The sequence below is a fragment of the Nonomuraea sp. GTA35 genome, assembly GCF_041950525.1.
Lineage (GTDB): Bacteria > Actinomycetota > Actinomycetes > Streptosporangiales > Streptosporangiaceae > Nonomuraea.
In genome coordinates this window covers 1,309,106-1,321,702 of the sequence record NZ_JBGNUV010000001.1, presented here as the reverse complement: position 1 = coordinate 1,321,702, position 12,597 = coordinate 1,309,106, and the positions used below count along the sequence as shown (strand labels likewise).

11 protein-coding genes are annotated in these 12,597 nt (G+C 72.8%); 9 read left to right on the top strand and 2 right to left on the bottom strand.

What is annotated here, in order from left to right; genetic code table 11:
- Positions 1-11 precede the first annotated feature (11 nt).
- The 4 genes from arsB to ACBJ32_RS05950 all read left to right on the top strand — a co-directional run bounded on the left by arsB (position 12) and on the right by ACBJ32_RS05950 (position 3,966).
- Positions 12-1,118 (top strand): ACR3 family arsenite efflux transporter, encoded by a 1,107-nt coding sequence (gene arsB, locus ACBJ32_RS05965; RefSeq protein ID WP_375125799.1) that lies wholly within the window; start codon positions 12-14, stop codon positions 1,116-1,118.
- Positions 1,115-1,516: an arsenate reductase ArsC gene (locus ACBJ32_RS05960; RefSeq protein WP_375125798.1), complete on the top strand. Its 402-nt coding sequence runs from the start codon at positions 1,115-1,117 to the stop codon at positions 1,514-1,516. Before arsB ends, ACBJ32_RS05960 begins: the two co-directional genes overlap by 4 nt.
- Before the next feature lie 73 nt (positions 1,517-1,589).
- Positions 1,590-2,219 (top strand): cadmium resistance transporter, encoded by a 630-nt coding sequence (locus ACBJ32_RS05955; RefSeq protein WP_375125797.1) that lies wholly within the window; start codon positions 1,590-1,592, stop codon positions 2,217-2,219.
- A gap of 541 nt (positions 2,220-2,760) precedes the next feature.
- A complete protein-coding gene (locus ACBJ32_RS05950) occupies positions 2,761-3,966 on the top strand; it encodes a M28 family metallopeptidase (RefSeq protein WP_375125796.1) in 1,206 nt (401 codons plus the stop codon).
- 168 nt (positions 3,967-4,134) lie between these two features.
- On the opposite strand, the gene ACBJ32_RS05945 is transcribed toward ACBJ32_RS05950, so the two are convergent.
- Complete coding sequence (locus tag ACBJ32_RS05945) at positions 4,135-4,479, bottom strand: ArsR/SmtB family transcription factor (RefSeq protein WP_375125795.1); 345 nt, start codon at positions 4,477-4,479, stop codon at positions 4,135-4,137.
- 59 nt (positions 4,480-4,538) lie between these two features.
- On the opposite strand from ACBJ32_RS05945, the gene ACBJ32_RS05940 reads away from it, so the two are divergent.
- The 5 genes from ACBJ32_RS05940 to ACBJ32_RS05920 all read left to right on the top strand — a co-directional run bounded on the left by ACBJ32_RS05940 (position 4,539) and on the right by ACBJ32_RS05920 (position 8,791).
- On the top strand, positions 4,539-5,618 hold the full coding sequence (locus ACBJ32_RS05940) for a flavin-containing monooxygenase (RefSeq protein ID WP_375125794.1): 1,080 nt from the start codon (positions 4,539-4,541) through the stop codon (positions 5,616-5,618).
- Between the two features lie 299 nt (positions 5,619-5,917).
- Positions 5,918-6,304 (top strand): hypothetical protein, encoded by a 387-nt coding sequence (locus tag ACBJ32_RS05935; protein WP_375125793.1) that lies wholly within the window; start codon positions 5,918-5,920, stop codon positions 6,302-6,304.
- Positions 6,305-6,331: 27 nt separating this feature from the next.
- On the top strand, positions 6,332-6,748 hold the full coding sequence (locus ACBJ32_RS05930; protein ID WP_375125792.1) for a hypothetical protein: 417 nt from the start codon (positions 6,332-6,334) through the stop codon (positions 6,746-6,748).
- Between the two features lie 561 nt (positions 6,749-7,309).
- Positions 7,310-8,191, top strand: a complete 882-nt coding sequence (locus ACBJ32_RS05925) for a hypothetical protein (protein WP_375125791.1) — start codon at positions 7,310-7,312, stop codon at positions 8,189-8,191.
- Positions 8,192-8,269: 78 nt separating this feature from the next.
- Positions 8,270-8,791 (top strand): hypothetical protein, encoded by a 522-nt coding sequence (locus ACBJ32_RS05920; protein WP_375125790.1) that lies wholly within the window; start codon positions 8,270-8,272, stop codon positions 8,789-8,791.
- Positions 8,792-8,813: 22 nt separating this feature from the next.
- Here the strand turns inward: ACBJ32_RS05920 and ACBJ32_RS05915 are convergent, their stop codons facing one another.
- On the bottom strand, positions 8,814-12,578 hold the full coding sequence (locus tag ACBJ32_RS05915; protein ID WP_375125789.1) for a hypothetical protein: 3,765 nt from the start codon (positions 12,576-12,578) through the stop codon (positions 8,814-8,816).
- Between the last annotated feature and the right edge of the window lie 19 nt (positions 12,579-12,597).

Here is a 12,597-nt window from a genome sequence, read left to right as displayed (position 1 = left end):
GGAAGAACGACATGTCTTCGGATGCTGCCCGCGCCCAGGTTCCCGCACAGGAGATCACTACAGCCGTCGTCGGCCGGCTGTCGGTCCTCGACCGTTTCCTGCCGGTGTGGATCGGCGCCGCGATGGCCGCCGGCCTGCTGCTGGGCCGCTTCGTCCCCGGTCTGGACACCGCGCTGGAAGCCGTGAAGATCGGCGAGATCTCGCTGCCGATCGCGCTCGGCCTGCTGCTGATGATGTACCCGGTGCTGGCCAAGGTCCGCTACGACCGGCTCGACACCGTCACGGGCGACCGCCGGATGCTGATCTCATCGCTCCTGCTGAACTGGATCGCCGGCCCCGCGCTGATGTTCGCGCTGGCCTGGACCTTCCTGCCGGACCTTCCCGAGTACCGCACCGGGCTGATCATCGTGGGGCTCGCCCGCTGCATCGCCATGGTGCTCATCTGGAACGACCTGGCCTGCGGCGACCGCGAGTCGGCGGCCGTGCTCGTGGCGATCAACTCGGTCTTCCAGGTGGTCGCGTTCGGGGCGCTCGGCTGGTTCTACCTGCAGGTCCTGCCCGGCTGGCTCGGCCTCTCGCAGGCCGCGCTCGAGGTGTCGATGTGGGACATCGCCCAGTACGTGCTCATCTTCCTGGGCATCCCGCTGCTGGCCGGCTACGTCTCGCGCACCTGGGGCGAGCGCGCCAGGGGCAGGACCTGGTACGAGGAGCGCTTCCTGCCGAAGGTCGGCCCGCTGGCCCTGTACGGCCTGCTGTTCACCATCGTCATCCTCTTCGCGCTCCAGGGCCACACGATCAGTGAACGTCCCCTCGACGTGGCCCGCATCGCGCTCCCCTTGCTGGCCTACTTCTTCGTGATGTGGGGCGGTTCGTTCCTGGCCGGACGCGCGATCGGCCTGTCCTACGAGCGGACCACCACGCTGGCCTTCACCGCCGCCGGCAACAACTTCGAGCTGGCCATCGCCGTGGCCGTCGGCGTCTTCGGCGTCACCTCCGGCCAGGCCCTGGCCGGGGTCGTCGGCCCGCTCATCGAGGTCCCCGTCCTGGTCGCCCTGGTCTACGTCAGCCTGGCCGGCCGCCGCCTGTTCACCACCGCTTCCAAGGAGCAGATGTCGTGACTGACAAGCCGAGCGTGCTGTTCGTGTGCGTGCACAACGCCGGACGTTCCCAGATGGCCGCCGGATGGCTCACCCACCTGGCCGGCGACCGCATCGAGGTGCGCTCCGCCGGATCGACCCCCGCCGACCAGGTCAACCCGGTCGCCGTCGAGGCGATGCGCGAGGTGGGCATCGACATCACCGCCGAGCAGCCCAAGATCCTCACCGTCGATGCCGTCGAGGCCTCCGACGTGGTCATCACGATGGGCTGCGGGGACGCCTGCCCGATCTTCCCCGGCAAGCGGTACGAGGACTGGAAGCTCGACGACCCCGCCGGTCAGGGCATCGAGCCGGTCCGCGTGATCCGCGACCAGATCCGTACCCGCATCGACACGCTCATCGGCGAGCTGACCGGCTGACGAAGCCAGGACGGCCGGCACGCCGCCCTTCGAGCGCCTGCCTCAGCACCCCGGCCCGGTAGGTTCGGCGGTCATGACCACGATCGCCCATCAGCTCGCCCCGACCCTGGCCGCGGCCGTCGCCATGTTCGCCGGGACCAACGTGGACGACCTGATCGTGTTGACGGTGCTGTTCCTGTCCGCCCGCGCCGGCGGCGCGCTGCGGCCGTGGCACATCTGGGCCGGCCAGTACGCCGGCATCGGCGCGCTGGTGGTGATCTCGGTCATCGCCGCGCTCGGCCTGGCCCTGCTGCCCGATCGCTGGGTGGGGCTGCTCGGGCTCATCCCTCTGGCCCTGGGGGTGCGCGGCCTGCTCGGCGCACTGCGCTCACGCGGCGACGGCGGCGGCGACGGGCCGTCCGGCGGGCCGCCTCCGGCCACCGGCGTGGTGTCGGTGGCCGCGGTGACGATCGCCAACGGAGCCGACAACATCTCCGTCTACACGCCGGTCTTTCGCACCATCGGCTCCGCCGCCTCTGCTCTGACCATCGCAGTGTTCGCCGCCGGGGTCGCCGTATGGTGCCTGGCCGCCTCCTGGCTCGGCTCCCACCGCGCCGTCATCGCCGTCGTCGAACGCCACGGCCACTGGATCGTCCCGCTGGTGTTCATGGCCATCGGAATGGTCATCATCGCCGAGTCCGGCGTCCTGTCGGAGATCTTCTGACCCGAGGTGCGGCTCGGCCGCCGACCGCGGCGTCTTCGGCGCCCGGTACGCCCAGCTGGATCCGTGCAGCGGCCGGTCAGCAGCTCCACCCCGGCGGTCCGCTGCCCGCACCCCAGGCGAGCTTAATTAGATCTACGTCTATCTTGACGAGCTTCTAATCAGAATGCCAAGATTGCCGTTGTTTAGAAGTTCATCTAAGTAAAGGAAAGGCGGCAACGATGACGAAGGAGACGCGCGGGGGCTTCATCGGCAGCCCGGAGGAGGCGTTCGCCCCGGCCGCAGCCGGAGGTTGTTGCGGCGCTCCCGCTTCGCAGGCCGCCTCACCAGCCGGAGGCGACACCTCCGCGGCCTGCTGTGGTGGCCCGGCACCCGCCGTGCAGGCAAGCGAGGACGGCGGCTGCTGCGGCCAGGCGCCGGCCCCCGGCAACGAGCGGGCAGTTTCCGCCTCTGCGGCATGCTGCGGATGACGTCCTCCAGCTCGGTGCCGGCGCGATCCACGCCGGCACCGGCGTCTGCCCTGGAGCGGATGTCCTCCGCGCGCATGCTGGCCACCGTGCGGGAACTGGCCGCCGATCGCTACGCCGGCCGGCGCGTGGGTACGCCCGGCGGCCGGGCCGCCGCCACCTGGCTGGCGGGGAGGCTGGGCGAGCTGGGCGCCGAGGCCGAGCTGATCGGCTTTCCCGTCTCCGGCGTGCGGGAGCTGTACGGCACTCCGGAGCTGCATTGGCGTGCCGAGGGGCAGCCGAGGCGTCTGGAACATCGCCGGGACTTCGTCGAGCACCTCGCTTCGGCCGAGCTGCCCATGGCGCGCACCGCTCCCCTGGCCACGATCGAGGATGCCGACCTGCGCGGCCGATGGGTACTGGTCGCCGCCGAGCGCCTGGGGCAGGCGTGCGAACGGGCCGTAGCAGGCCAGGCGGCCGGGATTCTCACCGCGCGCGGCACCGATGCCGAGGGCTGGATGCCCAAGATGATCGCCGGGCCGGCCGTCCAGCCCGTGCCGATCCTGGCCTTGCGTACCGACCTGCACCAGCACTTGGCCGACGTCTTCCGCGACACCGCGGTGGAGGTGTCAGCATCCATGCCCCTGCGGGTGGTCTCCGCCGACGGCGTCAACGTCGTGGGCCGCCTGCCGGGCCAAGCTCGCCCCGACGGCGGTACCGGCGAAGAGCCGACGCGGGTTCTGCTGACCGCGCACTTCGACGGTGTCGGTGACGATCCGGCGCGCCGTCTGCCCGCGGCGGCCGACAACGCCTCCGGCGTGGCCGTCGTCCTTGAGGTCGCCCGCGCCTTGGTGACGGCCGGCATCCCAGAAGGACTGGACGTGCGGGTCGCGTTACTGGACGGCGAGGAAGCAGGTGCGCGCGGATCAGCGCACCACGCCGCGGCCGTCCCGGCGGACACGCTGGTGATCAACATCGATGGGGCGGCGCGACTTCACGAGGCCGCGTCGGTGGAGGCCGGCGGTCCCGCCCATGTCCTCCTGAGCGCTGTGGATCAGGCCGCTCGGGTAACCGGAGTACCCCTGCGGGCCGGCGCGATGGCCTCGGACAACCGCCGCTACGCCGCGGCGGGGCTGGCGGCGATCGGCATCGGCATGGGCATGCCCGGCTACCAGACTCCGGCCGAAACCCCGGAGCGCGTCGAAGCGGACACCCTCCTCGCAGCGGCCCGCCTGCTGACCGCCACCGTCCTGGAGCTGGCCTCCCTCGGACGGACCTCCGCAACCCGGTCCTCGCGGCACTGAGCGGCGCGGCCGGTGCGCAGCTCGCAGGCATCCCGGACACCGCCCTGATCGGCAGCCCCGGTCACCCTCGTGCGCCCGCCTGTCCCACCAGGGCACTCCAGGGACCGCGAGCTGCTCCCACCCGCCCGCGTCGAACATGAACAGCATTCCCGCGGCACGAGAACGCCATCAGCCACACGCTGAGGTCCCCGCCCCGCAGTCGCCGGGCGGGCAGCAGGCTTGCAGCGTCGCCTGCAGGTCGGACAGGGCCTTGCCGATGCGGGCCGAATCGGCCCTGTAGTAGACGGTCTTCCACTCGCGTCGCGAGGCCAGCACGCCACCGTCGCGCAGCGTGGCCAGATGCGTGGAGGTGGCCGACTGCGCGAGCGACATGCGCTCGGCCACCTCGCTGACCGTCAGCTCGACACCGCCGACGAACAGCTCCATGATCTGCTGGCGCGTCTCGCTGGCCATCGCCTTGAGAAAGGCGCGCGCCTCGTCGCTCAGCTCGAACCCGTTCGTCGTCATGGTCATAGCATCACCCCGCCCTCATCATATTGTGATTTCTGGATATGAGGATATGATGCGGCGGCATGGACACCATCGTCATCGGCGGAGGCCAGTCCGGCCTCGCCGCCGCGCACTGCCTGAGCGCCGCCGGGCTCCGGCCCGTCATCCTTGAAGCGGGCGAACGCCCCACCGGCTCCTGGGCCGGCTACTACGACAGCCTCACCCTGTTCTCCCCCGCCCGCCACAGCGCCCTTGGCGGCCAGGAGTTCCCCGGCGACCCCGACCACTACCCGGGCCGGGACGAGGTCGTCGACCACCTGCAGCGCTACGCCGACCGTCTGGACGTCGAGATCCGCACCCGCACCCGGGTGAGCGCGGTCGAGGGTGACGGCGCGGGCGGCTTCCTCGTCCACACCGCCGACGGCGGCACCCTGCGCACCATGGGGGTGGTGGCGGCCAGCGGCTCGTTCGGCAACCCGTACCTGCCCGAGTTCCCCGGCCAGGAGACCTTCGCCGGTCAGGTGCTGCACGTGGCCGGCTACCGCAACCCCAAGCACTACACGGGCCGGCGCGTGGTCATCGTCGGCGGCGGCAACTCCGCCGTGCAGGTCGGCCACGAGCTCGCCGAGGTGGCCACCGTCACCCTGGCCACCCGCCACCCGGTCGCGTTCATGCCGCAGTTCATCGGCGGCAAGGACGTGCACCACTGGCACACCACCACCGGCTTCGACGACCTGCCGCCGCACTGGCTGGCCCGGATCACCGCCCGCGCCGGCGGCGGCACCCTGGTCCTGGACACCGGCGACTACGCCGCCGCCCTGGCCGACGGCCGGATGGACCGCCGCCCCGTCTTCACCGCCTTCGACGGCGACCGGATCGTGTGGTCCGACGGCGAGCGCGAGCACGTCGACACGGTCATCTTCGCCACCGGCTACCGTCCCGACCTCGGCTACCTGCGCCCGCTCGGCGCGCTCAGCGAGGACGGCACGCCCCTGCACGACGGCGGCATCTCCACCACCCACCTCGGGCTCGGCTACGTCGGGGTGGAGTTCCAGCGCTCGTTCGCCTCCAACACCCTGCGCGGCGTCCACCGCGACGCCCAGCACGTCACCGCCCCGATCGCCGCGTACGCCGGCGGAGCCCTGGCCGGCTACGGTCTGTGACACCTGATGACCAGCGACCTGCCCGGCCCCGGCGCCGCCGTCCGGCCATGGGGACGACGACGCCCTACCGGCGCCCCATCCAGGCCTGAGTAAATAACACGTCACCCACCGCGGCGTCGCAGAAGGGCGGTCTCCGGCGCGTGTGGGTGGGCTGGACGCGTCGGAAGGGCCACAGGTTTACGTGCGACAGGGCAAGAATCCTTGATCGGACGATACGGGGTGGCGAGCGGCCCGGCGGCCTCCGCGAACTTACGTTTCGTTGTGGCTTCACTTCGGGCCGCAACAAAGGGGGATTCCTCATGCTTCGTCGTACTCTTATGGGCTGCCTCACGCTCGCCGCCGCAGGTCTCGCCACCATCGCCGGCCCGGCCGCGCACGCGGACCTCAAAGCCCCGTACGCGCGGGCCGCGGCGATCGTCGACGCGGACGGTTCGCTCAACGAGAGCAAGAACGTCGTCAAGGCCTGGCGGGCGAGCACCGGCCGGTACTGCGTCCAGCTCTCCCACTACATCGACGCGCGCAGCTCGCTGATCCAGCTCACCCCGCGCCACGCGCTGCGCCTGCCGCACATCGCCTACCGTCACCCGTCGCTCACCTGCGAGGAGGACAACACCATCACCGTCAACGTCTACAGCACCCACACCGGGCGCCTCGCGGACAGCGGCTTCGACCTGCTGGTCTCCTGACTCGGCCCGAAAGGACACACAACCGATATGAACACCATCAGGCGATTCGCCACCGGGACGCTCGGCGCCGCCGCCGTGGCGTCCGCCACGCTCCTCGCACCGGTGGCCGCGTCCGCAGAGACTCCGTTCGCCCAGGCCTCCGCGACGATCGAGGCGGACGGGTCGGTGACCGAGAGCAAGCACGTCGAAGACGTCTGGCACCCGTCCCGGGGCGTCTACTGCGTCATCGTGAACCAGCACGTCGACCTGGACGACGACGTGGCCATCCATGTCACGCCCATCGGCCGCTACGACCGCCCGCGCTCGCTGGCGGTGGAGCTCGGCGCCCGCGCCTGCGTCCGGCACGACCTGCACGACAGCGCGGCCGACCGCACGATCGCCGTCTACAGCCAGGCGGGCTACCGGTTGCCCGCGGAGACCGCGTTCTACCTGACCGTCTCCTGATGCCGCCGGAGCGAGGCCGCGCACGTGACCCGCGCGCGGCCTCGCCGCTGATCCCCTCCGGTGGCCAGGCGCGCGAACCCTGAGATCCCGGACGCCTCGGCGGTACGTCGCAGCCGGTGTCCTCCGAAGAGGTGAACGCCTGGTAGTTGCCGGCGTCCGTCTCGCCGGGCGACTTGAGCGCCAGTTCCGTACAGCCGCCCTTGCCCGGCGGCCTCCCCACGCCTGGCCGGCGGGAGCCGGCCCCGGGCGGTGCCGTCCGCGACCGCACCAGCCACACCGGTGACGCGTCTGCGCCGAGCCGGTTCTCGCCCCACCGGACGCCCGCTCCGTTGGCCGCTGACGGGGCGTCGCTCCCGGCTTCCCACCTCTGATGGACCGGGCGGACTCCATGCCGAGGAGTCCGCCCGGTCGCTTTCCAGCCCGCCGGAGCATTGTCTGCGGTGGTCAAAGGGGGGTACCGGACAATTTCCCCGCCCCGGAAGCTGGGTGACGCGACGAACGATCGGCCGGCACGGACACCCGTGCCGTTGCCCGAGATCCCCGGCGGAGGGTTGTGTGAGTGTGAGGTTCTGGCGTGGGACGGGGGCCGGCGTCCTGCTGCTCCTTTCGGCCGCCGCGGGCGGCGGGCCGGCGCGGGTGCCGGTCCCGGACAGGGAGCTGACGGACACCGAACGGATCCTGCTGGAACGGGCGGAGGACGTCCTGACGCGGCAGTGCATGCGGCGCCACGGCTTCCGCTACCACACCGCCACACCCCCCACCGTCGAGGAACGGCAGGGCACCGGGTACGTGCTGGCCGACGTCGCCTGGGCCCGCGAGCACGGGTACGGCACGCGCATCAGGCAAAGGTGGCTGGCCGCCAAGCGGCACAACCCGAACGTCGCCTACTACGCGACCCTCTCCCCCGCCGATCGGCAGCGTTACGACCGCGCGCTGGACGGCGGCCCTGACAGGAGCCGGGTCTCGGTCAAGCTGCCCACCGGCGGCACCGTCACCAGCGTGATGGGCGGCTGCACCGCCACCGCCAACGAGGCGCTCTACGGGGATCGCGCGGCCTGGTTCCGCGCCGACAAGGTCGCCACCAACCTGCGGCCGCTCTACGTGCCCGCCATCATGCGCGACACCCGCTTCACCACCGCGCTGGCCGCCTGGCGGCGGTGCATGGCGGCGCGGGGTCACCGCTACGCCGACCCGCCCGAGATCCGGGCCAGGCTGCCCCGCCTCACCATGGGCCTGGGCCCGGACGAGGCCCACTCCTTCGAGGTACGGCTCGCGGTCGCCGAGGCCACCTGCGCCCGGCGGACCCCGTTGCTGGCCACCGCCCGCGCGCTGGAGGACCACTACCGCGCCGAGGCTGCCCGGCCCTACGCCGTGGACCTGGCGCTGCACCACCGCCTCGAGTTCCAGGCGCTCGACCGGGCCAGGCGGATCACCGGGTCCTGACCGAGGACCGTCCGCGCGACGCGACCGGCGCGCGCGCCCCATGACGCCTGCCACGGGGCAGGCAGAAGGAGAGTCACCATGCGAAGGATCACCACGACCATGTCCGCCCTCGGGCTGGCCGCGATCACCGTCGCGGCCGCGCCGGCGGCCGCCCCCGCCGCCTCGGCGGACGCCGCCCGCAAGCAGGTGGCCAACTGCGACGCCGTCTGGTTCGACGTCCCCACCGAGAACGAGCAGGCGCACCGGGACGGGAAGGTCCGCGCGTTCGGCAGCACCGACTGTGAGGACCCGCTCGGCGCGGACGACGGCAACGACCTGGACTGGGGCGACAACGTCGGCGCGTTCAGGGGAAGCGACACCAACAAGGCCTCGTCCCTGATGAACAACGGTTTCACCAACGAGCAGCTCAAGTACGTCGCCTTCTACGACTACACCCACCAGGACCACAGGTACGGCTACGGCTGCCTCGCCCCCGACGAGCTCTACGCCGACAAACTCTCCGACGACTACCTGACCACCGGCCCGACCATCAACAACAAGATCTCCTCCCACCAGTGGGTGACCAAGAGCGCCTGCACGGACAGTAGCTGGATCGAGTGACCCGCCCGGGGAGCGGCACGGCTCACGCTCCCTTCCGCGGCGGGCAGGTCTGCCGGTAGGGGTGGTCGGGGAAGTGCCTGTCCCACTCCTGCGCCGGCAGGCCGCCGCCGGCGCGACGGCACAGGGTGGCCGCGCCGGCGTCGGGGCTGAGCGCGTACTTCTGGAGGGGGACGTGCCCGCTCGCGGCGTACAGGGTCCGGCCGTCGGGGCCGAAGGCCAGCGCGAGGATGATGTCGCCTCCGGCGGGCAGCGGTGAGCCGATCGGCTCGCGGGAGGCGACGTCCCACAGTTGCAGCGAGCCGTCGCCGCTGCCTGCGGCCAGCATCGTGCCGTCGGGCGAGAAGGCCAGCGCCGTCACGAGCTTGCCGTAGTCGTGGACGGTCGTGCCCGGCGGCGTCAGCACGCCCAGGCGCCGCTGGACGCGGCCGTCCCACAGCACGGTGGCGCCGGTGTCGTCGCCGGCGGCGAGGTGGCGGCCGTCGGGGCTGAAGGCCAGCGCGGTGGTCTCGCCGGGGCCGTGCCGGCCGGTGGCCTTGGTGACCGAGGGCAGGTCCACGACCTCTCCCTGCGAGGTGACGAGCTGCCGCCGGTCGGGGCTGAGGGCGATCCGGTGCGCGCTGGTGCCGGCCAGCGTCCTGGTGGCGACCCGCCGGTCGAGGTCCCAGAGCCGCAGGGAGCCCAGCGTGGGCTGTTCGGCGATCAGCAGCGACCGGTCGCCCGCGGCGAAGGCGATCGCCTCCACGTTCCGGATGTCCTGCGTCCGCAGCGGCAGGGTGTCCGTCGTACGCCCGCGCGAGACCTCCCACAGGGACACACGGGGGGCCGGCGATTCCACACCGGGCGGGGAGGCGCCGAAGGCGAGCAGCCGCCCGTCGGAGCTGAAGGCCAGCAGGGCCGAGCAGCCTTCCGGCGAGCCCGATGCCGGGCAGGGCACGTCCGGCAGGTCGGCGAGGGGCTGCCCGGAGTGCCGGTCGTGCAGCCGGAACCGGACGGTGCCCGCCTTCTCGTCGGTGTAGGCGAGCGCGAGCGTGGTGCCGTCGGGGCTGAAGGCGGCCTCGTGCGCGGCCTGAGGCCGCCAGCCGGAGGTCACCGCGCTGCCCAGGTTCAGGGTGCGGACGGTCGTCGGCCAGGCGCGGCCGGAGCCGGACAGGTAGCGGATCCAGTTCGCCTGCGGGTCCACGCGCAGGTCCATGGCGTACTGGCCGGACAGGGAGTGACGCAGCACCAGGAAGCCGGGGCCGGCGAGCCGCCAGAGCAGGATGTCGGTCGCGTCGGCGGCGACCAGGAAGGCGCCGTCCGCGCTGAAGCCGATCTCCTTGATCCCCGGATGGCGAACCGTGGCCTGCTCCGTCCCGGAGGCGAGGTCCCACAGGCGGACGCCGTCGTCGGTGATGAGGGCCAGTCGCCGGCTGTCGGGGGTGAAACTGACGTGCTCGTACTGGCACTGCCGCATGGTGACGGCAGGGGCCCAGGGCGTGTGCATCCTGCGCCCGGTCCCGACGTCCCAGAGCTGGAGCGGCAGGCCGGGCACGCACACGGCCAGGACGCGGTCGTCGGGGCTGAGGGAGGCGTCGATGAGCGGCGGCATGCTGCGCTCCTCCTCGTAGCGTCGGACGTGCGCCGCTCCCGGCTCCCAGGTGGCCTCGTCCGGCTCGGCCGCCGCGGTGCGGGGAACGCTGACCTCGATGAGCCGCCGCCCGTCGCGGACGTCGCGTACCTGGACGCGGCGGCGGGAACGGCCGGTTTCGTAGGTGATCAGGCTGCGGCCGCTCGCCCCCATCTCGACGCCGCCGGTGACGGGGCCGAAAGTGGTCGTGGCGGGGCGGCCGGCGCGCAGGTCCCACAGCGTCATCTCGCCGTCCCGTACCAGGGGGACCTGCCAGGCGTCGCCTCGGCGTACCCCGGCCTCGGACCGGTCGGCGCGCAGGCCGGGCATGGACGCGGTGCGGCGGTGGGTCTCCAGGTCCCAGATCGTGACCTGGTCGGCGCCGACGCTGAGCAGGGTGCGGCCGTCGGCGCTGAGGTGGCGGGTGGTGCCGGCGCTGCCGTCGGGGTCGGTGAAGACGTCCTGGGTGCGCTGGCCGGCGGCGGCCAGCAGAGCCGAGCGGGTCTCGGGCAGGTCGGCCAGGTGCCAGGCGGCGAGGGCGAGCCGCATGGCCGTGACCGGGTCGGCCTCGCGCAGGCTCTCGGCCACGCCGACGGCGCGGCGGGCCGCGCTCTCGCGTTGCTGGACCAGGCTGGTACGGCTCTGCTGCCAGGCCAGCAGGGCGGCGACCAGCGTCAGGACGAGCAACCCCGAGATCGCCCCGGTACGGCGGCGGCGCCGGCGCCGCTCGCGGTCCCGGGCGGCCAGACCCGCGGTGAGGAACTCCCGCTCCAAGGGGGTCAGGCCGTCGCAGGAGGCGAACTGCTCGGCGGCGATCGACAGGCGGGCCCCGCGATACAGGCCGCCCGGGTCGCGGTCGTGGTCGTGCCAGGCGCGAGCGGCCTCGGTGAGCAGGCGCTGCTGGCGGATCCGTTCTCGGTCCTCCTCGATCCAGCCGCGCAGCCGCGGCCAGGCGGTCAGCAGCGCCTCGTGCGCCAGGTCCACGCGTTCGCCGTCGAGGGTGATCAGCCTGGCCTGGGCCAGCCGTTCCAGCAGTGGCTCGGTGTCGTCGTCGCCGGTCAGCAACTCGGCCCGATCCACCGGCCGGCGGGTGTCCTGGGCTCCGTGGCCGGGGGTGACCAGCCGCAGCAGCAGATGGCGCAGGCGCTCCCGCTGGTCGGCGGTGAGGCCGGTGTAGAGCTCCTCGGAGGTGCGCGCGATGGCGGTCCGGATGCCGCCGGCGGCCTCGTAGGCGGCCGTGGTCAGGACCCGGCCGTGACGGCGGCGCCAGGTCTCCAGCAGGGCGTGCGACATCAGCGGCAGGCCGCCGGGCTCCCCCGCCACCTCGCCGACGATCCTGGCGGTCAGCTCGCGCTCCACGACCAGGCCCGCCTTGGCGGCCGGCCCGGTGATCGCCTCTCGTAGCTCGGCGGGGCTCATCGGGCTCATCAGCGTGGTCGCGTCCCGGACGGCCTCGGCCAGCTCCCGGTGCTCGGCGCAGCGCCCGAAGAAGTCGGCCCGTACGGCCAGCACGACCCGGCCGCCGTCCCCGGCCAGCAGCGCGTCGATGAAGCGGGCCCGCCGTGCCGGGTCGGCGCACAGCGTGAAGACCTCCTCGAACTGGTCCACGATGACCACGTCGTGCGTCCGGCCGGGGAACTCCGGCTCGGCACCGGGTGTCAGCACGCGGATCGAAGCAGGCCGCTCGCCGGGCCGGGCGGCCTGCCGCAGCCACGGCACCAGGCCGGCGCGCAGCAGTGACGACTTGCCGCTGCCCGACGGGCCCACCAGCATGACGAGGCGGTGCTCGCGGACCAGGGCGGACAGCCGCTCGACGAGGGCCGCGCGCCCGAAGAACAGGTCGCTGTCCTCGGTCTCGAACCGGGTCAGCCCCAGGTACGGTGCCGCGGAGTCGTCCGCGGCGGCGGCCTCCTCCCGGGCCTCCCGGCCGGCCTCCCGCCAGCGCCGCCGCCACTCCTCGACGTCTCCCCCGCAGGCCTCGGCGTACGCCTCGGCGACCGCCAGCGAGGGCAGCCGGTCCCCGGCGGCGGCCTGGGCGAGCGTCGCCGGGGAGTAGTGGGCCCGCCCGGCCATCACCCGGTAGGTGGGGCCGCCCGCCTCCTGCCGGAGCTTGCGCAGCTCGAAGGCGAACCGGGCGACGGGCCCGTCCGCCGGATCCAGTGGCCGCTCACGCCGTCCCAACGCTTCCCCCGCTCAGTCG

Bases quoted from the DNA above. Each gene is read 5' to 3' on its own strand.
- arsB (WP_375125799.1), top strand. From the start codon at position 12: ATGTCTTCGGATGCTGCCCGCGCCCAGGTTCCCGCACAGGAGATCACT.
- ACBJ32_RS05955 (WP_375125797.1), top strand. From the start codon at position 1,590: ATGACCACGATCGCCCATCAGCTCGCCCCGACCCTGGCCGCGGCCGTC.
- ACBJ32_RS05950 (WP_375125796.1), top strand. From the start codon at position 2,761: ATGCTGGCCACCGTGCGGGAACTGGCCGCCGATCGCTACGCCGGCCGG.
- ACBJ32_RS05945 (WP_375125795.1), bottom strand. From the start codon at position 4,479: ATGACCATGACGACGAACGGGTTCGAGCTGAGCGACGAGGCGCGCGCC.
- ACBJ32_RS05940 (WP_375125794.1), top strand. From the start codon at position 4,539: ATGGACACCATCGTCATCGGCGGAGGCCAGTCCGGCCTCGCCGCCGCG.
- ACBJ32_RS05935 (WP_375125793.1), top strand. From the start codon at position 5,918: ATGCTTCGTCGTACTCTTATGGGCTGCCTCACGCTCGCCGCCGCAGGT.
- ACBJ32_RS05930 (WP_375125792.1), top strand. From the start codon at position 6,332: ATGAACACCATCAGGCGATTCGCCACCGGGACGCTCGGCGCCGCCGCC.
- ACBJ32_RS05920 (WP_375125790.1), top strand. From the start codon at position 8,270: ATGCGAAGGATCACCACGACCATGTCCGCCCTCGGGCTGGCCGCGATC.